This window comes from Aeromonas sp. 604443 (assembly GCF_049170315.1).
Lineage (GTDB): Bacteria > Pseudomonadota > Gammaproteobacteria > Enterobacterales > Aeromonadaceae > Aeromonas > Aeromonas veronii_A.
In genome coordinates, this window is record NZ_JAAKMI010000012.1 from 126,807 (window position 1) to 144,203 (window position 17,397).

At 60.9% G+C, this 17,397-nt stretch carries 16 protein-coding genes and 1 tRNA gene; 10 read left to right on the plus strand and 7 right to left on the minus strand.

Annotated features, from left to right (window positions below):
- Positions 1-23: 23 nt before the first annotated feature.
- From glgB to msrB, 3 genes are all read left to right on the plus strand, one after another.
- Positions 24-2,201: a 1,4-alpha-glucan branching protein GlgB gene (gene glgB / locus G5380_RS15970; RefSeq protein ID WP_421255549.1), complete on the plus strand. Its 2,178-nt coding sequence runs from the start codon at positions 24-26 to the stop codon at positions 2,199-2,201.
- Positions 2,201-4,357, plus strand: coding sequence for a glycogen debranching protein GlgX (gene glgX, locus G5380_RS15975; RefSeq protein ID WP_216952050.1), 2,157 nt, complete (start codon positions 2,201-2,203; stop codon positions 4,355-4,357). Before glgB ends, glgX begins: the two co-directional genes overlap by 1 nt.
- A gap of 68 nt (positions 4,358-4,425) precedes the next feature.
- Positions 4,426-4,812 carry a peptide-methionine (R)-S-oxide reductase MsrB gene (gene msrB, locus G5380_RS15980; RefSeq protein WP_042079988.1) on the plus strand — a complete coding sequence of 129 codons (387 nt, stop codon included), beginning with the start codon at positions 4,426-4,428 and terminating at the stop codon, positions 4,810-4,812.
- Between the two features lie 74 nt (positions 4,813-4,886).
- Here msrB and chrA read toward each other — a convergent pair whose 3' ends face one another.
- Both chrA and G5380_RS15990 read right to left on the minus strand, forming a co-directional pair.
- A complete protein-coding gene (chrA, locus tag G5380_RS15985) occupies positions 4,887-6,038 on the minus strand; it encodes a chromate efflux transporter (RefSeq protein ID WP_410489647.1) in 1,152 nt (383 codons plus the stop codon).
- 82 nt (positions 6,039-6,120) lie between these two features.
- A complete protein-coding gene (locus G5380_RS15990; RefSeq protein ID WP_064339420.1) occupies positions 6,121-6,567 on the minus strand; it encodes a nucleotide triphosphate diphosphatase NUDT15 in 447 nt (148 codons plus the stop codon).
- A gap of 206 nt (positions 6,568-6,773) precedes the next feature.
- On the opposite strand from G5380_RS15990, the gene G5380_RS15995 reads away from it, so the two are divergent.
- Both G5380_RS15995 and G5380_RS16000 read left to right on the plus strand, forming a co-directional pair.
- Complete coding sequence (locus G5380_RS15995) at positions 6,774-7,001, plus strand: hypothetical protein (RefSeq protein WP_216952052.1); 228 nt, start codon at positions 6,774-6,776, stop codon at positions 6,999-7,001.
- Between the two features lie 145 nt (positions 7,002-7,146).
- Positions 7,147-7,464 (plus strand): hypothetical protein, encoded by a 318-nt coding sequence (locus G5380_RS16000; RefSeq protein WP_202005344.1) that lies wholly within the window; start codon positions 7,147-7,149, stop codon positions 7,462-7,464.
- 131 nt (positions 7,465-7,595) lie between these two features.
- Here G5380_RS16000 and G5380_RS16005 read toward each other — a convergent pair whose 3' ends face one another.
- Complete coding sequence (locus G5380_RS16005; RefSeq protein WP_005304871.1) at positions 7,596-8,072, minus strand: Lrp/AsnC family transcriptional regulator; 477 nt, start codon at positions 8,070-8,072, stop codon at positions 7,596-7,598.
- 311 nt (positions 8,073-8,383) lie between these two features.
- Positions 8,384-9,007, minus strand: a complete 624-nt coding sequence (locus G5380_RS16010) for a helix-turn-helix transcriptional regulator (protein ID WP_421352909.1) — start codon at positions 9,005-9,007, stop codon at positions 8,384-8,386.
- 106 nt (positions 9,008-9,113) lie between these two features.
- Between G5380_RS16010 and G5380_RS16015 the strand changes: the two genes are divergently transcribed.
- Together G5380_RS16015 and G5380_RS16020 are read left to right on the plus strand one after the other, a co-directional pair.
- Positions 9,114-10,343, plus strand: a complete 1,230-nt coding sequence (locus G5380_RS16015) for an MFS transporter (RefSeq protein WP_416033596.1) — start codon at positions 9,114-9,116, stop codon at positions 10,341-10,343.
- Between the two features lie 110 nt (positions 10,344-10,453).
- Positions 10,454-11,272 (plus strand): Cof-type HAD-IIB family hydrolase, encoded by an 819-nt coding sequence (locus tag G5380_RS16020; protein ID WP_111900214.1) that lies wholly within the window; start codon positions 10,454-10,456, stop codon positions 11,270-11,272.
- 51 nt (positions 11,273-11,323) lie between these two features.
- Here the strand turns inward: G5380_RS16020 and G5380_RS16025 are convergent, their stop codons facing one another.
- Positions 11,324-11,887, minus strand: a complete 564-nt coding sequence (locus G5380_RS16025) for a DUF2799 domain-containing protein (RefSeq protein ID WP_005362971.1) — start codon at positions 11,885-11,887, stop codon at positions 11,324-11,326.
- A gap of 206 nt (positions 11,888-12,093) precedes the next feature.
- Here G5380_RS16025 and G5380_RS16030 point away from each other — a divergent pair, with 206 nt between their 5' ends.
- Both G5380_RS16030 and G5380_RS16035 read left to right on the plus strand, forming a co-directional pair.
- Positions 12,094-12,933, plus strand: coding sequence for an isopenicillin N synthase family dioxygenase (locus G5380_RS16030; RefSeq protein WP_216952056.1), 840 nt, complete (start codon positions 12,094-12,096; stop codon positions 12,931-12,933).
- A gap of 211 nt (positions 12,934-13,144) precedes the next feature.
- A complete protein-coding gene (locus G5380_RS16035) occupies positions 13,145-14,458 on the plus strand; it encodes a sodium-dependent transporter (protein ID WP_201938701.1) in 1,314 nt (437 codons plus the stop codon).
- Positions 14,459-14,461: 3 nt separating this feature from the next.
- Here G5380_RS16035 and G5380_RS16040 read toward each other — a convergent pair whose 3' ends face one another.
- The gene (locus G5380_RS16040; protein WP_139478275.1) at positions 14,462-15,181 is read right to left on the minus strand and encodes a substrate-binding periplasmic protein; all 720 of its coding nucleotides are present in this window, start codon (positions 15,179-15,181) and stop codon (positions 14,462-14,464) included.
- 421 nt (positions 15,182-15,602) lie between these two features.
- On the opposite strand from G5380_RS16040, the gene G5380_RS16045 reads away from it, so the two are divergent.
- Positions 15,603-16,916, plus strand: a complete 1,314-nt coding sequence (locus G5380_RS16045; RefSeq protein WP_216952057.1) for a sodium-dependent transporter — start codon at positions 15,603-15,605, stop codon at positions 16,914-16,916.
- A 319-nt stretch (positions 16,917-17,235) separates the two neighbouring features.
- Here the strand turns inward: G5380_RS16045 and G5380_RS16050 are convergent.
- A tRNA-Val gene (locus tag G5380_RS16050) sits at positions 17,236-17,311 on the minus strand.
- Between the last annotated feature and the right edge of the window lie 86 nt (positions 17,312-17,397).

Here is a 17,397-nt window from a genome sequence, read left to right on the forward strand (position 1 = left end):
CTCTGTCATGAAAGGAAATCTCGATGCTCGTTGAACGTTTGGTTGCTGCCCGCTGTTCCGATCCCTTCTCTCACTTAGGCCTGCAGGCCAATCCGGATGGGCCCGGCCTCAAACTGACCGCCTGGTTGCCTGATGCCCTCGAAGTTCGCGTCAAGGATCTCAAGTCGGGCAAAGTCGTTGCCACCCTGGCGCCCACCGATGAATCGGGTCTTTTTGAAACTGTTTTCACCCGCCGCAAAAACTCCTTCCCCTATCAGCTGCTCGCCAGCTACCAAGATGCCACCACCGAGGTCATCGACCCCTATCAGTTTCAGGATGCCGCCTGGGCAGGCCTGGCCGAACTGACCGCCCAGCCGGAAAACCTCTATCACACCCTTGGCGCCCAGCTGCGCACCGTGGAGCATCTTGGCCAGCAGGTGGAAGGGGTGCGTTTTGCGGTCTATGCGCCGAGCGCCACCGCCGTGAGCCTCATCGGCGATTTCAACTTCTGGGATGGCCGCCGCCACCCGATGCAGCGCAGCCTCTGCGGTCACTGGGTGCTGTTTGTGCCGGGCCTCAAGGCCGGGGATCGCTACAAGTTTGAGCTCAAAGACCCCATGGGCAACCGGCTGCCCCACAAGAGCGATCCGGTCGGCTTTTACTGCGAGCAGTATCCGTCGTTCGCCTCCGTGGTCTATGACCACGCCCAGTACCAGTGGCAGGATGCCGAGTGGATTGCCAGCCAGCACAACGACAAACGCGAGCAGCCGCTCTCCATCTATGAGCTGCACGTCGGCTCCTGGAAACGCCACCCCAACGGCGACAGCCTGAGCTGGCGTGAACTGGCAGTGGAGCTGGTCGCCTACGTCAAGGAGATGGAGTACACCCACATCGAGCTGCTGCCTGTCTCCGAGCACCCCTTCAGCGGCTCCTGGGGCTACCAGCCGGTGGGCATGTTCTCCCCCACCAGCCGCTACGGCACCGCTGATGATTTCAAATACTTCGTCGATCAGTGCCACCAGGCCGGGATCGGCATCATTCTGGACTGGGTGCCCGCCCACTTCCCGTCCGATGCCCACGGACTGGCCCGTTTCGACGGCACCCCGCTCTACGAATATGAAGATCCGCGCCGTGGCTGGCACCCGGACTGGAACTCCTACATCTACGACTTCGGCCGCGACACAGTGCGCCAGTTCCTGGTGGCGAGCGCCCTGTTCTGGCTCGACAAGTTCCACATCGACGGCCTGCGGGTGGATGCGGTCGCCTCCATGCTCTATCTGGATTACTCCCGCAACGCCGGTGAATGGGTACCGAACGTCGATGGCGGCAACCACAACTACGAGGCGATCAGCCTGCTCAAGTGGACCAACGAGGAGGTCTACGGCAAGTATCCCCACGCCATGACCATCGCCGAAGAGTCCACCGCCTTTGCCGGTGTCTCCCGCCCCACCTTCCTCGGCGGCCTCGGCTTTGGCTTCAAGTGGAATATGGGCTGGATGCACGACACCCTCACCTACATGCAGAAAGAGCCGATCCACCGCCGCTACCACCACAACGACATGACCTTCTCCATGGTTTACCACTATGACGAGAACTTCATCCTGTCGCTCTCCCACGACGAGGTGGTGCACGGCAAGCACTCCATGCTCTACAAGATGCCGGGCGACGAGTGGCAGCAAGCAGCCAACCTGCGGGCCTACATGGGTTTCATGTACGCCCACCCGGGCAAGAAGCTCAACTTCATGGGCACCGAAATCGCTCAGAGCAACGAGTGGAACCACGACGCCCAACTGCCGTGGCATCTGCTGCAATATCCCAAGCATGCCGGTCAACAGCGACTGATCCACGATCTCAACCACCTCTACCGTCATGAGCCTGCCTTGTATCAGGCCGATTATGAGCAGACCGGCTTCCGCTGGCTGGATCATAACGATGCCGACAACAGCATCTTTGCCTGGCTGCGGGCGGACAAAGAGGGCAAGCAGGCTATTGTGGTGGCTTGCAACTTCACCCCGGTGCCTCGTCTCGAATATCGGATCGGCGTCCCAGCTGAGGGCCACTATCGGGTGATGCTCAACACCGACAGCGAGTATTACTGGGGCAGTAACTATGATGTAGGTCTGGTGTTCGCTGCCGAGCCGACCCCCTGGCAGGGGATGGCACACAGCATAGTGCTGGATCTGCCGCCGCTGGCGACCTTGTTTATCAAACAGGAGTCTTGATGCTTGTAATGGAAAAAGGGGTGGGCCACCCGCTGGGGGCCCGCCTTGACGAGAACGGTTGCCACTTCTGCGTCTGGGCCCCCCAGTCGGACAAGGTGGAGATCTGCCTGTACGACGAGCAGGAGCATGAGCTGATGCGGCTGGAGTTGCCCGGCCGCCGTGGCCAGTATCGCTTTGGCTACGTGCGCGGCGTAAAGGCCGGTCAGCGCTACGGCTATCGGGTCTATGGCACCCCGCAGGAGGGGATGCTGTTCGATCCGCAAAAACTGCTGATTGACCCCTACGCCAAGGCGCTCAGTCGTCCCACCTACTGGGATGAAGCCCTCTATCAGGGTGATAGTGCCGGGATGATTGCCAAGTCGGTGGTAGTGGATGACAGTTTTGACTGGCAAGGGGTTGGCAAACCCGGGATCAGTCCGGCCCGCACCATTATCTACGAGACCCACGTCAAGGGCTTTACCAAGCAGCACCCGGGGATCCCCAAAGCGCTGCAGGGCACCTATCTTGGCATCTGTCACCCGCTGGTTATCGAGCACATGAAGAGCCTCGGTATCACCTCGGTGCAACTGATGCCGGTGGCCGCCTTCATGTCGGAACCGCGACTGGAGCAGTTGGGACTGACCAACTACTGGGGCTACAACCCCATTGCCTTCTTCGCCCCGGAGCCACGCTACAGCACCAGGGCCGACGAGGCGGTGACCGAGTTCAAGACCATGGTGCGCGAGCTGCACCGGGCCGGGCTCGAGGTGATCCTGGATGTGGTCTACAACCACACTGCCGCCTCTGGCTTCGATGGCCCTACCCTCTCGTTCAAGGGCTTTGACAACGCCGGTTACTACGCCTTCGAAGCGGGCCCCCACGGCCCGGACTACACCCGTCACGCCAACGTGACCGGTTGTGGCAACAGCGTCAATCTGGATCACCCCAACACCCTGCGACTGGTGCTCGATGCTTTGCGCTACTGGGTCACCGAGATGCAGGTGGATGGCTTCCGTTTCGATCTGGCGGTGACGCTGGCGCGGGAAGCGGGAGAGTTCGAGCCCATGGGCGCCTTCTTCAAAGCCGTGATGGCCGACCCTGTGCTGTCACAGGTCAAGCTCATCGCCGAACCCTGGGATATCGGCCCCTTCGGCTACCGGCTGGGTCAATTCCCGAGCCAGTGGCAGGAGATCAACGACCGCTACCGCGACACGGTGCGCGCCTTCTGGCGCGGTGATGCGGGCAAGATGGGGGACTTCGCCACCCGGCTGGTGGGTTCGCGGGATATCTTCCCGAAAAACTGGCGCTCCCCCCACACCAGCGTCAACTACCTCTGCTATCACGACGGTTTCACCCTGGAGGATCTGGTCTCCTACAACCAGCGCCACAATCAGGCCAACGGTGAAGACAATCGGGACGGCCACGGCAACAACCTCTCCTATAACCATGGGGTAGAGGGGCCGACCCTGGATCCGCGGGTCAACAGCCTGCGCCAGCAGCAGAAGCGCAATCTGATTGCCACTCTGCTGCTCTCCCAAGGTACTCCCCACTTCCTCGCCGGGGACGAGATGGGACGCAGCCAGCTTGGCAACAACAACGCCTACTGTCAGGACAACCAGATCAGCTGGGTCAACTGGCAGTGGCGACCGGAGGATGAGCGGCTGTTCGCCTTCACCCAGCAGATGATGGCGCTGCGGGCGGAGTCCTGCGTCTTCTCCAACCTGCAACTGAGCGACGACAGCTGGAATGGCACCCCGTCCAGCTGCCATCAGGTCAACTGGTATCACCCGGACGGCCACCAGCTCACCGATCAGGATTGGCACGCCCCCATGGGGCAGGCGTTCGCCATGGATATCGGCATGATCAACTGTGTCGGCGAGCGCTGGTACGTGCTGTTCAACGCCAGCGATTACGACATCCAGTTCCGCCTGCCGCCGCCGGGGGAAGGGCTGGAGTGGATCCAGACTATCGACACCGCCACCAACGATGGCCTCCCCTTCCTGCCGGATGACATCAAACGGCAGGTGGCGGTCGGCCGGGCCCACTCCCTCAAACTGCTGGAGCGGGTGGCGCTGGCCAGCACGGCGGAGGATGCCCAGCCACCGCAGCAGGAAATTCTCCCTGCATCCGGTGAGGAGATGGTTGCCACCTCGATCACAGATACAGGCAAAGCATAAGAGGCATGCTGGAGTCAGCTTTACGGAGCCGCTATGCTGGGCTCCGGTATGGATGGCAAGGAGTCGGTATGAGCAGTAACAATCCGGAACAGTGGCGCAGCAAACTGACCGCCGAGCAGTTTCACGTCTGCTGGGAGAAGGGCACCGAGCGCCCCTACAGCGGCGCCCTGCTCCACAATCGCAAGAGCGGCGACTACCTCTGTGTCTGCTGCAAGAGCGTGCTGTTTCACTCAGGAGCGAAGTTTGACTCCGGCTGCGGCTGGCCCTCGTTCGACAAGGCCATCGAGGGGACGGTGGAGTACACCGAGGACAACAGCCACGGCATGAAGCGGGTGGAGATCACCTGCCGCCAGTGCGGCTCTCACCTCGGTCACGTCTTCCCCGATGGACCGACCGAGACCGGCCAGCGCTACTGCGTCAACAGCCTGAGTCTGGATTTCGAACCCGAGGTCTGAACGGTTTACCCATTGCAATAAAAACGGCACCTCCGTTATGGAGGCGCCGTTTTTTTATCGGGATTTCACCGGCTTCACGCCAGCAGGATAGCAGCCATCACCAACAGGGCCGCGATGGCCGGCACCGGCAACTTCAACACCCGCAGCAGATAAAAGCCGATGGCCGCCAGCGCAAGATCGGTCGGCGCCAGCACCGCACTCTGCCACACCGGCTGATAGAGGGCCGCCAACAACAAGCCCACCACGGCGGCGTTGATTCCGGTGACGGCCCCCGCCAGACGGGGCCGGGCCAGCCACTGTTGCCAGCAGGGGCCCACCGCCCAGAGCAGCAGAAAACCGGGCACAAACAGCGCCATGGTCGCCAACAGGGCCCCGATCAGCGGCATTTCGGGTTGCAGCTGGGCGCCAAGATAGGTGGCAAGGGTAAACATGGGGCCCGGCACCAACTGGGCCAGGCTGTAACCGGTCAGAAACTGCTGCTCGTTGAGAGTGTGTCCCACGCTCTCTTGCAGTAGCGGCAACACCACATGGCCACCGCCAAACACCAGACTACCGGCGCGATAGAAGTCGGCAACCAGCTGGCCAAGCGGGCTACCGAGCAGCGGCAGACCGATAAAAAGGATGCCAAACATCAGCAGGGTAGGCCAATGAGGCTGACTGCTGGCGGCAGAAGGTAGCTCGGCGGAGGCTGGCACACTACCCGCCCCGCTCTGGCTGCGGGCGCAGATCAACGCCGCTCCCGCCAGCATCAACAGTTGAGTCAGCAGACCGGGCTGCCACCAGAGTGCGGCAGCGGTCACCACCATAATCCCTTGGGTCATTCCAGTGGCACAGAACTGACGACTCATGGTGAACACCGCATCGGCCACCACGATAAGCGCCAGCAGCTTGAGGCCGTGCAAAGCCGCATCGAGCCACAGATTGCTGCCCAGCTGGCCGATGCCGATCGCGGCCGCCAGTAGCAGCAGAAATGAGGGCAGCGTGAAGCCAAGAAAAGCTGAGAGCGCCCCGCCCAGACCGGCGCGATGACGACCGATGGCGAAACCAAGCTGGCTGGAGGCGGGCCCCGGCAGCAGTTGGCACAGCGCCAGCAAGCGGGCAAATTCGGCCTGTGTCAGCCAGCCAAGCCGCTGGACGAAGGTGCGCTGGAAATAGCCGATATGAGCGGCCGGACCACCAAAGCTGATGCAGCCCAGCCATAAAAACTGAATAAATACCTGTCCCACGCTCTTCTCCCTCATCCCTCTTCTCCCGATGGAGAGGGGATATTATGACAGCGCGATGATCGTTTTATGACAATCAGACTGATTAGGCCGACACCATGGGCATATCACCCGGCAAATAGCAGCGTCCCGCCAGCCAGCAGGCGATGGACTGACGGCTGGCGTCGAAATGGGGCTCGGGCAACGCGCGCGGATCGCACCAGACCCAGCCTTCGCACTTCTCCGGCTCCAGCAGTTGCGGCTCACCATCGGCCTTAGCGTGCAGCGTCACCGAGATATAGTGCAGCCCGCTCTCGCGCCATGTCTCCAGATTGTTGGTCACCGCCACCACCTCGGGCCCGTGGATCTCAAGTCCGGTCTCCTCGGCTACCTCGCGGATCGCCGCCGACTCGAAGCTCTCCCCCAACTCCAGATGACCACCCGGGATCGACCAGTAGGGGGCATGGCTCCCTTTGCGTTTGCCAAGCAGCACCTGGCCTTGGGCGTTGGTCAGGATGACGCCGACCCCGACGCGGGGATAGAGAGTGGACATGAAAACGCTCCTTCAATCAGGCAATAAAACGGCCTCACCTTAGGCCCAAGGAGGGCACAGGGCAAGCCCCGGCTGCACGGCACCTGCGGCCGTCAGTGGTCCCCCCCCTTGCCCCTTAACCGGTTATCACTGATGCTGGGGAGTGAAGCCCGGATGGAGAGGTCATCCCCATCCTCTCAGTCCCCCATTACCCCGAGGAGTCCGCCATGAAAAAATTGCTCCCCCTGTGCGCCCTGCTGCTCACGGCTTGCCAAACCACGCCGCCCCCCAACTCGCTCGCCATCGATGATGCCGACGCCTGGCAGGCCATTTGCAAAGATGGCACCCGGGTTCGCGCCGTGGTGGCAGAGGGGATCTGTGGGGATCATCGTGGGGTAGCCATGTGGACGAATAAGCCAAGAGAGGAACGGATGGCAGAAGAAGCCGCCAAATAGTGTGATCTAGACACCATAAAATGACACTGCCGGCCAATTGGCCGGATTTTTTCGCGATCTCGCCAGCACTTTGCCACCTTGTTCATGGTGCGCTCAGTTTTCTGTTCCCATACTGGCCCTACAGTTCCAAAAGAGGAGAGACAAGATGCAAACATCCATCGTCGGGCTCTCCATTCTGTGGGGGCTAGCCAGTTTTGGTGTTCAGGGGGATTTCATCGAGAGCCGTGATTCCGTTGCGCCATCCTGGCAAGCCGAGTCCAGAGTGGAGATGGAAGGTTATCTGATTGAATCGCTTGGCGAAGATCGCTGGCTGTTCGACAACGGCAGCGAGAGCCTGCTGGTCTCACTGCCCGAGGGGCAATGGGTGCCGACCGGCGAGCGGCTGCGGGTCAGCGGCGAACCGCTGCAGGAGCAGAGCGGCTGGCTGCTGCAGGTGGCAGACATCAGCCAGGTCAGCGTCTGACAGCGGCAGTCGCCCCGTCACCGCGACAGCTAATCCAGACCCGATAACCACTACCGAATAACCAAGAGCGAATAGCAAAAGAGGAGGCCAGTGGCCTCCTCTTTCTGTTTATATAAGCGGCTTGCGCGGGCTCACCCCAGATGGTTGAGCGGTAGTGCCGTCTTGTGCTTGATGCGACGCAGCACGAAGCTGGAGCGCACCCCGGTCACCCCCGGAATATGGGTCAGCTTGTCCAGCAGGAAGTGCTGATAGTGCTCCATGTCGCGCACCACCACCTTGAGCTGGTAGTCGGCATCATTACCGGTGATGAGATCACACTCCAGCACTTCGGGCAGTTCGCTGATGGCGCGATCGAAGTTTTCGAACCGCTCGGGCGTGTGTCTGTCCATGGAAATGTGAATGTAGGCGGTGAGGGTGAGGCCAAGCTGGCGGGCGTTGAGCAGAGTAACGTGGGTGTCGATGAGACCGGCATCCTCCAGCGCCTTGACCCGGCGGGAGCAGGGGGACGGCGAGAGCCCGACCAGCTCGGCCAGTTCCAGATTGCTGATGCGGCCATTCTCCTGCATCAGCTCGAGAATATGTCTGTCTATGCGATCAAGTTTCAGCATCTACCCTTCCTCGTTGCAATGACTAATCCACTTTTCCTAGATTAAGGGTGAACTATTGCAAAAACAACCGAAAAAAGTGGTTACTTTGCAACCACTCACCGGCACGGGAGGGATACTATGGTTACATCTTCCGGTGGCAAAGCAGATACCTGACCGGGTCTCTGCGGTGAAGGACCTTACCGGGTCAAGAGCCCCATCAGCCGTCTTACCTTATCGGGAAACGACGGGCTGGAACGAGAGAACCCCCTCCCCGAAGGCAACAAAGCAGGCATCCCGGCGCCTGCTTTGTTGTTTTTGGGCGTTTGACGAAATCAGAGCGCGGGCGGCGTGATGCGATAGAGGCAGCGATGCGCCCCCTCCAGCAGATATTGCTCCCGCTCCACCCTCGCCGGCGCCAGCAGCTGGCGAAACAGCGCCAGTTCGCTGCGACAGAAACCGCGGCAGGTGCGCGCCGCCGCACAGATGGGACAGTGGCTCTCCCACAGCAGCCAGCTGCCATCCTCTTCGCGGCGGATCTCCGCCATGTAGCCCTCGCGAGTACGCAGCTCCTTGAGCGCCGCCAGCCGGCCAGAGAGACCATGGGACCCCAGCGCCTCCTGATAGCGAGCAAGCATCTGCAGCTCCCGCTGCTGGATCAGCCGCTCCATCCCCTCCTCGCCAAACAGCTCGCGCACGTTGTCGATCAGTTGCACGGTCAGGTCCCTATGGCTATCGGGGAAGCGCTGCCAGGCCTGCTCGGTGAGCTGCCACAGCCGCACGGGACGACCGCGCCCGCGCGCCTCGTCGCTGAATGTAACCCACCCCTCCTGCTCCAGCGTGAGCAGGTGCTGACGGGCGCCCATGGAGGTCATCTGCAACTGCTCCCCCAGCGCGGCGGCGCTCTGCGGGCCATGGCTCTTGAGCAGAAACAGGATCTTGTCGGTGCTTGCGTTCATGGTCTCATTATGGGGATCGCCCTTTATTAAATCAACAATTCACTTTACTTAATCCCATCTATGAATCAGCATAAATAAACAAATAACTTTACTTAATGGGTGCAACATGGAGAAACACGGGCACAAAAATCCCCTCTGGGTGCTGGTCATGACGGTCACGCTGGCAGTTGCAGGCTTCAGTCTCCCCTCCCCGGTATTGGCACCTTTGCTGCTGGATCCGGCCCACGGCATGCTGACGCCGGAAGCCTCCGACTGGAGCCGCAAGGTGTGGCTGGGGGTCATCATGGGGCTCTATCCCCTGTTCCAGCTGGTGGGCAGCCCCTGGCTCGGTCGCCTCTCCGACCGCTATGGCCGCAAGCCACTGCTGTTGCTATCGCTGGCGGGGGTGCTGGCAGGCTATGCCCTGATGGCATTCGGTATCGCCTGGCGCTCACTCCCCCTGTTGCTGCTCAGCCGGATTGTGGAGGGGCTGTGCAACGGCAACATCGCCATCGTGCAGGCGATGGCGGCGGATCTCGCCGGCAAGGAGCACAAGGCGCGCAGCTTCGCCTGGATCAACATCGGCATGAATCTGGGCTGGGTAGTGGGGCCGGTGATCGGGGGCTACGCCGCGGTGATCTCGGGGGATTACAGTCTGGCGGCCTGGCTGGCCGTCGCGATGACCCTGCTCAACCTGCTGCTGGTGCTCTGGCTGATCCCCTATCGTCCGCCGGTGGCGGCCACCCTTCAGGCCGCGACTCTCTCCAGCCGCCAGTTGCTGCTGCAACCGGCCCTGCTGCCCTACTTCGCACTCACCCTGATCAGCTATGGCGCCGTGCAGCTCTATTTCACCTATTTCAACATCTGGCTGGTAGAGCGGCTGGCCTGGGATCCGGCCCAGCTGGCGCAGGCGGCTGTGCTGGTGAGCCTGCCCATGATGGCGGGCTCCTGGCTCGGCTCCCGCATCGCCCGTCACTGGCGCGGCAGCTCCCTCGGCATTGTCGGCCATCTGGTGATGGCGAGCGGCATGCTGCTCTTTATCCTGCCCGTGCACTGGTGGGGACTGGCGCTTACCTTCGTTCCCGCTGGCATCGGCATGAGTCTGGGGGAGCTGGCCACTTCGGTGGCGATCTCCAACCGCAGTCACCCGGAGCAACAGGGGCAGGCGATGGGGCTCTACCGCGCCCTCGCCGTAGGCAGCGAGATCCTGGCGGTGCTGCTCGGCAGTCTGGTGCTGCTGGCCGGTACCGAGTGGCCCTTCTATCTCGCCACCCTCTGCTCCCTTGCCAGTGCCGCCGGTTTCTATCTGCTGCGTCGCCGTGCCGACCGTCGTCAACAGCTGGCCAGCTGCACCTGAGCCACGAAGGGATCACAGTTCGGCGCTTCGGCTGCGGGCAAGACTTGCATCGGGGCGCCGGGTCTGGGACGGTAAAGCTCTTTGCGGATTTGTTCGATGCTGGAGGAGCTATGAGTGAGTACAAGGCCATCGCGCTCGATATGGATGGCACCCTGCTGACCCGGGATCACAAGATCTCGTCGGCCACCCGGGCAGCCCTGGCGCAAGCCCGCGCCCACGGCATCAAGGTGCTGCTGGTCACGGGACGCCACTACATGACGGCACGCCCCTTCCACCACGAGCTGGCCCTCGACACCCCCCTCATCTGCAGCAATGGCGCCTATCTCTATGATCCGGTGCAAAACCGGATCCTCAGCGGCGACCCGCTGGCGGCCGCCCCGCTTACCGAGCTGCTGGCCGCGGTCGAGGCGCAGCAGATGGGCGCTCTGTTCCACCTGAGCGAGGGGATCGGCTACATCGGCTGCGAAGAGCATGTCACCCGCATCCGCCATTGGTCGGCCAATCAGCCAGACCACCTCAAGATCGCCCTCCACCCGGTCGAGGAGCTGGCAGGCTGGCTCGACAACCCGGTCTGGAAACTGGAGCTGTTCAATCAGGATCCGGCACGCCTGCACACCTTTATGGGCGAGGTGGTCGAGCAGATGCCCTTTACCCGCGACTGGGCGGCCCCCTATGCGGTGGAGCTGGTACAGCCCGGTTGCAGCAAGGGCAACCGGCTTGCCCAGTGGGCAGCCAGCGAAGGGATTGCGATGGAGCAGGTGGTGGCGTTTGGGGATAACAACAACGACATCAGCATGTTCGAGCAAGTTGGGCTGGCGGTGGCCATGGGCAATGCGGCCCCGCAGATCCAGAGCCATGCCCATCGGGTCACGGCCGACCACAACGAAGATGGTATCGCACTGGCACTGCAGCGCTGGGTACTGCCCTGATCTGACAAGATGCAACATGGCCAGCACGCGGGCTGGCCATGAAGAGAGGGATTAACCGCCGAAGGAGAACTGGATCACCCGATCCGGATAACGCAGACGGTTGTACTCCCGGCGCAGGGATTCGTAGTGGCGAATGGCTCGATCGCGCTTGGCACGGTAGTAGTCGCGCTGTTCCGTGTTGGTTTCGTTGCGGATGCTGCGTTCAAGCGTATCGATATCCCGCTCGGTACGCTCCAGCTCGTCGCTGATCTCCCGCAGGCGGGCAGCCAGTTTGTACTCTTCGTAGCCACGCTGATACTGCTTGAGGAAGCTGGCGTCATTGGGGCATACCCCCAGATAAGCCTGCCCCTCCTTGCCCTTGCTGTAAGCCAGCTCGGGAATGCAGTAGAGCTCCAGCCCCTTGTCGTAGCCCCGTTTCCACTCGGCCTCATCCACTTTGAGGCCATATTCGCTGCAAGACGAAACGTAATCGCGGGTCGCCTGACGGGTTTTGCCTTCCGATCCATCCTGATAACCCAGGTTGTACCAACTCATGGTACGGCACTCATCTTCTGACAGGGCACTGCATCCCGCCAGCAATACCGGCAGGGTCAGCAACAGGATTTTGGGGGACATGAACAGACTCCGGAAAAGATAGTGAGCGGCATTCTAGAGAGGATAAAAGGCCATAACAAGGGATGCGCCCCCGTGTGATCTGGCGCGGTTTATTTGATGCTTTTGTCACTATTCAACGCAGTGCCAGACGGGCGGCCAACCCGCTTTCCTTGTTATCAGGTGCAAGGTAAACTGCGCCATCTTTTAACTGGCGCGCAACAAAAACAATGAAAGTCCTGACCGTCGATTACCGCTCACCCGATGCGGCCCAACGCTTCACCGAATCCCTGCGAACCACCGGCTTTGGCGTGTTGACCAACCACCCCATTCCGAAAGAGCTGGTGCAGTCCATCTACGACAACTGGTATCGCTTCTTCATGAGCGAGCAGAAGCAGGATTTCCTGTTCAACCGCGAAACCCAAGATGGCTACTTCCCGCCGTCGGTCTCCGAGGTGGCCAAGGGCCATAGTCAGAAAGACATCAAGGAGTACTTCCACATCTACCCCTGGGGCCAGATACCGGAAGAACTGAAGGAGCAGGCGATGGAGTACTATCGCCTCGCCAACGGTCTGGCCGCCGAGCTGCTGGGCTGGGTGGAGCAGTACACCCCGGCCGATATCGCCGCTCACTACAGCGGCCCCCTCTCCTCGATGATCGAAGAGAGCCAGAAGACCCTGCTGCGGGTGCTGCACTACCCGCCGTTCGATGGCACCGAGGAGCCGGGCGCCATCCGTGCCGCCGCCCACGAGGATATCAACCTGCTCACCATTCTGCCCGCCGCCAACGAGCCGGGGCTGCAGGTGAAGGGTTCCGATGGCGAGTGGATGGATGTGCCGTGCGACTTTGGCACCCTCATCATCAACATCGGTGACATGCTGCAGGAGGCCTCTCGCGGCTACTACCCTTCCACCACTCACCGCGTCATCAACCCGACTGGTGGCAATGCCGCCAAGTCACGCATCTCCCTGCCGCTGTTCCTCCATCCGCGCCCGGATGTGGTGCTCTCCGAGCGCCATACCGCCCACAGCTACCTGATGGAGCGGCTGCGGGAGCTCGGGGTGATCTAGTCCACCGACGAGCCATTGTCAGAGACCAAACCGGAGCAATCTCGCTCCGGTTTTTATTTGGTGGCAGGATTGGGCAAAAAACAGAATTAAATTAGCCAATCGTGCCAATAAATCGCATTTATGCCTGATAACCGTCGTAGTGATTGCGCCGTGACCTCCGTAACATGAGCGCCATTCTGCCCCTGCCCAGGGGCGCTCGATTGGAGTTCTTATGAAGCAGTCCCAATGGTCATCCCGACTCGGCTACATCCTCGCCGCAGCGGGTTCCGCGGTCGGTATCGGCGCAATCTGGAAATTCCCCTACGTCACAGCCGTCAACGGCGGCGGCGCCTTCCTGCTGGTCTTTCTGCTGTTCAGCTTCACCCTGGGGGTTGCGGTACTGATGGGGGAGACCCTGCTCGGCAGCATGAGTCGCCGCGGGGTAGTCGGTGCCTTCTCCGATCTGCTCGGCAAACAGTGGCGATGGGTTGGGGTAATGGGGGTGATCTCTACCCTGCTCATCTACTGCTTCTACAGCGTGGTGGGCGGCTGGACGCTCGGTTATACCGGCATGGCCCTCTCCGGTCAGCTCAACCATGGGGATGCGGCTGCTCTCACCGCCCGCTTCAATGACTATGTCAGCGGCGACGTCTGGCCAATCCTCACTCACCTGCTGTTTGCCGCCCTCACCTGGATAGTGGTGCAAGGCGGCATTCAGAAAGGAGTGGAGCGCACCTTGCGCTGGATGATGCCGGCCCTGTTCCTGATGATCCTGATGCTGGTCGCCTTTGGCCTCACCCTGCCCAATGCGATGGCGGGAGTACGTCACTTCCTGATGCCCGACTTCAGCAAGCTGGGGATGTCCGGCGTGCTCGATGCCATGGGGCTGGCCTTCTTCTCCCTCTCCATCGGTCTGGGCATTCACACCACCTACGGCGCCTATCTGCCGACCAGCGAAGGGGTTGGTCGCTCCAGCCTCTGGGTGGTGCTGCTGGCCAGCATGGTGGCGGTACTGGCGGGTTTGATGATTTTCCCGGTGCTGGCCTCGACCGGTATCGACCCGGCCTCCGGCCCCGGCCTCACCTTTATGACCATGCCGGCGGTATTTCAGCTGTTGCCCTTCGGTCAGGTGCTTGAGGTGATCTTCTTCGCCCTGCTGGTCTTTGCGGCACTCTCTTCGGCCATATCCCTGCTGGAGCATTTGCAGTGCTTCCTGTGCGAGACCTGGGGCTGGTCACGCCGCACGGCCTGCAGCGCCATCACTGGATTCGTCATGGTTAGCGGTGTTCCGGTCAGCCTGTCGTTTGGCCCGCTGCAACACGCCACCCTGTTTGGCAAAACCATCTTCGAGCTGCTGGACTTTGTCACCTCCAACCTGATGATGCCGCTGTTCGGCCTGATGCTGACGCTGCTGCTGGGCTGGAAGCTGGGACGCAAGGCGCTGCCGCAGGGGATTGCCAGCCACTGGCATCACTTGCTGATGAACTGCTGGCGCTGGATTGCCCCCTTGCTGATCGGCGGGATCTTGATTCGCGGTCTGGTGTGACGGTTACTCTTCACGGGCGGGCTCATCGGCCCGCCCCTGGGCGGCTCTGACGGCATCCAGGGCATGCTGCCAGCGGGTGATCTCGGCATCATCCGTTCCCTTGGAAAAGACGATATAGAGACCGGCCTGATGGAGCAGTACCCCACTGCTGACAATGCTGCGCCGGGATAACCCCATCTTGTCGAGGGTGGCCTCCATCACCAGCTCCGCCATCGGCAAGGCATCGATCTTGCCCAGCATCAGCCGCTCTATCGCCTCCCCGACCGTCTTGTAGCGCACCAGATTGGTGTAGCCCTCATGGGTCAGCCGCACATCATCGGCATTGCCCAGCACTACCCCCACTCTGGGCAGATCTCGCAGCTGCGCCAGCGAGGTCAGCGGATGGCGACTATCCGGCGCCTGATAGATAAAGACCCGATTGATAAAGAGCGGGCCAACCCATTTGAAATGGGACTCCCGCTCCGGGAGCCGCTGTACCACGAACAGTCCATAACCGGGCTCGACCCGTGCCAGCGCCAGCGCCCGCTTGAGCGGGTAAATCCGCACCGGATAACGGGTGCCAAGCTCCTCCTGCACCTCATCGATCAGGCGAATGGCAAATCCGTCGAGCTTGCCATCGCGGTATTCGGTAAAGGGGGGTAAGTCGTGACTCAGCAGGGTTAATCCGGGCTGCGCCGACACACTCAGGCTGATCAGTAACCAGGGCAACACCATCCATCTCATACGGCATCCTGTCTCATCGTTGTTCCCGTCAGCGCCATGTCGCGGTCCCTAGTTCCAGAAGAAGCTACGTCGATTATCGCCCAGTAAATAGCCACAAGGTAGAAAAGATACGGCCCGGCAACGCGCTCGCCAATTGCAGTCAGAGCGGTGACAGCGGCACACATAAAAAATTTTTTATTTTATGTGTCAATTATTCTTTCCATGGTTTAGGCTGTTTCCTCATTCATAAGTCAGGTTGTCACCTCATGTCTGCCATCCTCGTGCTGTTTGGTCGATTTTTTAGCTCGCAAGAGAGGTGACCTGGCACGCACAGTTTTTCTGAATGTTCATTGCAAAGGTCGCCTCAGGCGGCCTTTTTTATGGTCTGTCGTTTATTGCTACTCAGGAGTATTGCTTCGATGTCGTGTTACCCGGAGGTTGTATGAGCCAGGTTCAGTGGTCTTCCCGTCTCGGTCATGTGCTGGCCGCAGCAGGCACAGCGATTGGCCTTGGTGCCATCTGGAAGTTTCCCTATGTGACCGCCACCAATGGCGGTGGCGCTTTTCTGCTGGTGTTTCTGTTGTTCAGCTTCACCTTGGGGGTAGCGGTACAGGTCGGCGAAACCCTGCTCGGAAGCCATAGCCAGCGCGGGGTGCTCGGCGCTTTTCGCAAACTGATGGGGCCGAACTGGCGCTGGATGGGGTATATGGGGATCGCCTGCGGCTTCTTTATCTACAGCTTCTACAGCGTGGTCGGTGGCTGGACCGTGGGTTACGCCGCGCTGGCGATGGCTGGCAAGCTCAACCTGAACGAAGGAAGTGCCCTCACCGCCCTGTTCAACGGCTATGTCAGCAACCCCTGGTGGCCGGTGCTGACCCATCTGATCTTCGCAGGCCTGACCTGGTGGTTCGTGCAGGGGGGTATTCAGAAAGGGGTGGAGCGGGCACTGCGCTGGATGATGCCCGCGCTCTTCATCATGATGCTGCTGCTGGTGGGGGTCGGTCTCTCCATGCCGGGCTCCATGGCGGGTGTGCGCCAGCTGCTGCTGCCGGACTTCTCCATGCTGACCGGCCAAAGCGTGCTGGACGCGCTGGGGCTGGCCTTCTTCTCCCTCTCCATCGGACTCGGGGTACACACTACCTATGGCGCCTACCTGCCCAATAGCGAAGGGGTGCTGCGCTCCGGGGTCTGGGTGGTCACACTGGCAAGCCTTATCTCGGTGCTGGCGGGCTTGATGATCTTCCCAGCGCTGGCCTCCACCGGCATCGATCCCACCGCGGGCCCAGGACTCACCTTTATGACCATGCCAGCCGTGTTCAGCCATCTGCCGTTCGGTCAGGGGCTGGGGGTAGTCTTCTTCCTGTTACTGCTGGTGGCGGCGCTCTCCTCCTCCATCTCCATGCTGGAGCATCTGGTGCGCTTCACCACCGAGGAGTGGGGCTGGTCGCGCCGTGGCGCCTGCCGGGTGTTGACCCTGCTCATCATGGCCTCCGGCATTCCGGTGAGCCTGTCGTTCGGCCCATGGAGCGATCTGACCCTGTTTGGCAAGACCATCTTCGAGTTGCTCGACTATCTCACCTCCAACCTGATGATGCCGCTGTTTGGTCTGGTACTGACCCTGCTGCTGGGCTGGCGCCTGGGTGATGCCATTCTCCCTGTGGGCCTGTCACCCGCCCTGCGTCTGGCGCTGCTCTGGTGCTGGCGCGTGGTGGCGCCGCTGCTGATCAGCGGGATCCTGATCCGCGGGATCATGTAGCACCTTGCGCATCTTTGCGGGCAGGCCTTGGCCTGCCCTTTTTATTGCTGGCGTTTGCTTTATTACAGGCGTTCATATGAGCAGCATCACGATGGACAGGAGTGCAGTCGGGCAATCTCGGAAGAGCAGGATGAAGAAGGGTCGGAGTGGCAGAGTGGCAGAGTGGCAGAGTGGCACAATAAGAGGTGGCGTTCGGCTCGCCACACCGGCAACAGAAGAAGTTGAAGTACTGAATTGCGGGCAAAAAAAATCCCCATCTGAGTGGGGACTTTCTCAGCAACTGAAGCTGAAGCTGATATTTCAGCTTCGCTTGCGAATATGGTGGTCGTTACTGGGATCGAACCAGTGACCCCCTCCTTGTAAGGGAGGTGCTCTCCCAGCTGAGCTAAACGACCTGGGATTCTTGAAATGATGGTGGGTCGTGCTGGATTCGAACCAGCGACCAATTGATTAAAAGTCAACTGCTCTACCGACTGAGCTA

Excerpts from the sequence above, each read along its gene's own strand:
- glgB (WP_421255549.1), top strand. The coding sequence starts at position 24 with ATGCTCGTTGAACGTTTGGTTGCTGCCCGCTGTTCCGATCCCTTCTCT.
- glgX (WP_216952050.1), top strand. The coding sequence starts at position 2,201 with ATGCTTGTAATGGAAAAAGGGGTGGGCCACCCGCTGGGGGCCCGCCTT.
- msrB (WP_042079988.1), top strand. The coding sequence starts at position 4,426 with ATGAGCAGTAACAATCCGGAACAGTGGCGCAGCAAACTGACCGCCGAG.
- G5380_RS15990 (WP_064339420.1), bottom strand. The coding sequence starts at position 6,567 with ATGTCCACTCTCTATCCCCGCGTCGGGGTCGGCGTCATCCTGACCAAC.
- G5380_RS15995 (WP_216952052.1), top strand. The coding sequence starts at position 6,774 with ATGAAAAAATTGCTCCCCCTGTGCGCCCTGCTGCTCACGGCTTGCCAA.
- G5380_RS16000 (WP_202005344.1), top strand. The coding sequence starts at position 7,147 with ATGCAAACATCCATCGTCGGGCTCTCCATTCTGTGGGGGCTAGCCAGT.
- G5380_RS16005 (WP_005304871.1), bottom strand. The coding sequence starts at position 8,072 with ATGCTGAAACTTGATCGCATAGACAGACATATTCTCGAGCTGATGCAG.
- G5380_RS16010 (WP_421352909.1), bottom strand. The coding sequence starts at position 9,007 with ATGAACGCAAGCACCGACAAGATCCTGTTTCTGCTCAAGAGCCATGGC.
- G5380_RS16015 (WP_416033596.1), top strand. The coding sequence starts at position 9,114 with ATGGAGAAACACGGGCACAAAAATCCCCTCTGGGTGCTGGTCATGACG.
- G5380_RS16020 (WP_111900214.1), top strand. The coding sequence starts at position 10,454 with ATGAGTGAGTACAAGGCCATCGCGCTCGATATGGATGGCACCCTGCTG.
- G5380_RS16025 (WP_005362971.1), bottom strand. The coding sequence starts at position 11,887 with ATGTCCCCCAAAATCCTGTTGCTGACCCTGCCGGTATTGCTGGCGGGA.
- G5380_RS16030 (WP_216952056.1), top strand. The coding sequence starts at position 12,094 with ATGAAAGTCCTGACCGTCGATTACCGCTCACCCGATGCGGCCCAACGC.
- G5380_RS16035 (WP_201938701.1), top strand. The coding sequence starts at position 13,145 with ATGAAGCAGTCCCAATGGTCATCCCGACTCGGCTACATCCTCGCCGCA.
- G5380_RS16040 (WP_139478275.1), bottom strand. The coding sequence starts at position 15,181 with ATGAGATGGATGGTGTTGCCCTGGTTACTGATCAGCCTGAGTGTGTCG.
- G5380_RS16045 (WP_216952057.1), top strand. The coding sequence starts at position 15,603 with ATGAGCCAGGTTCAGTGGTCTTCCCGTCTCGGTCATGTGCTGGCCGCA.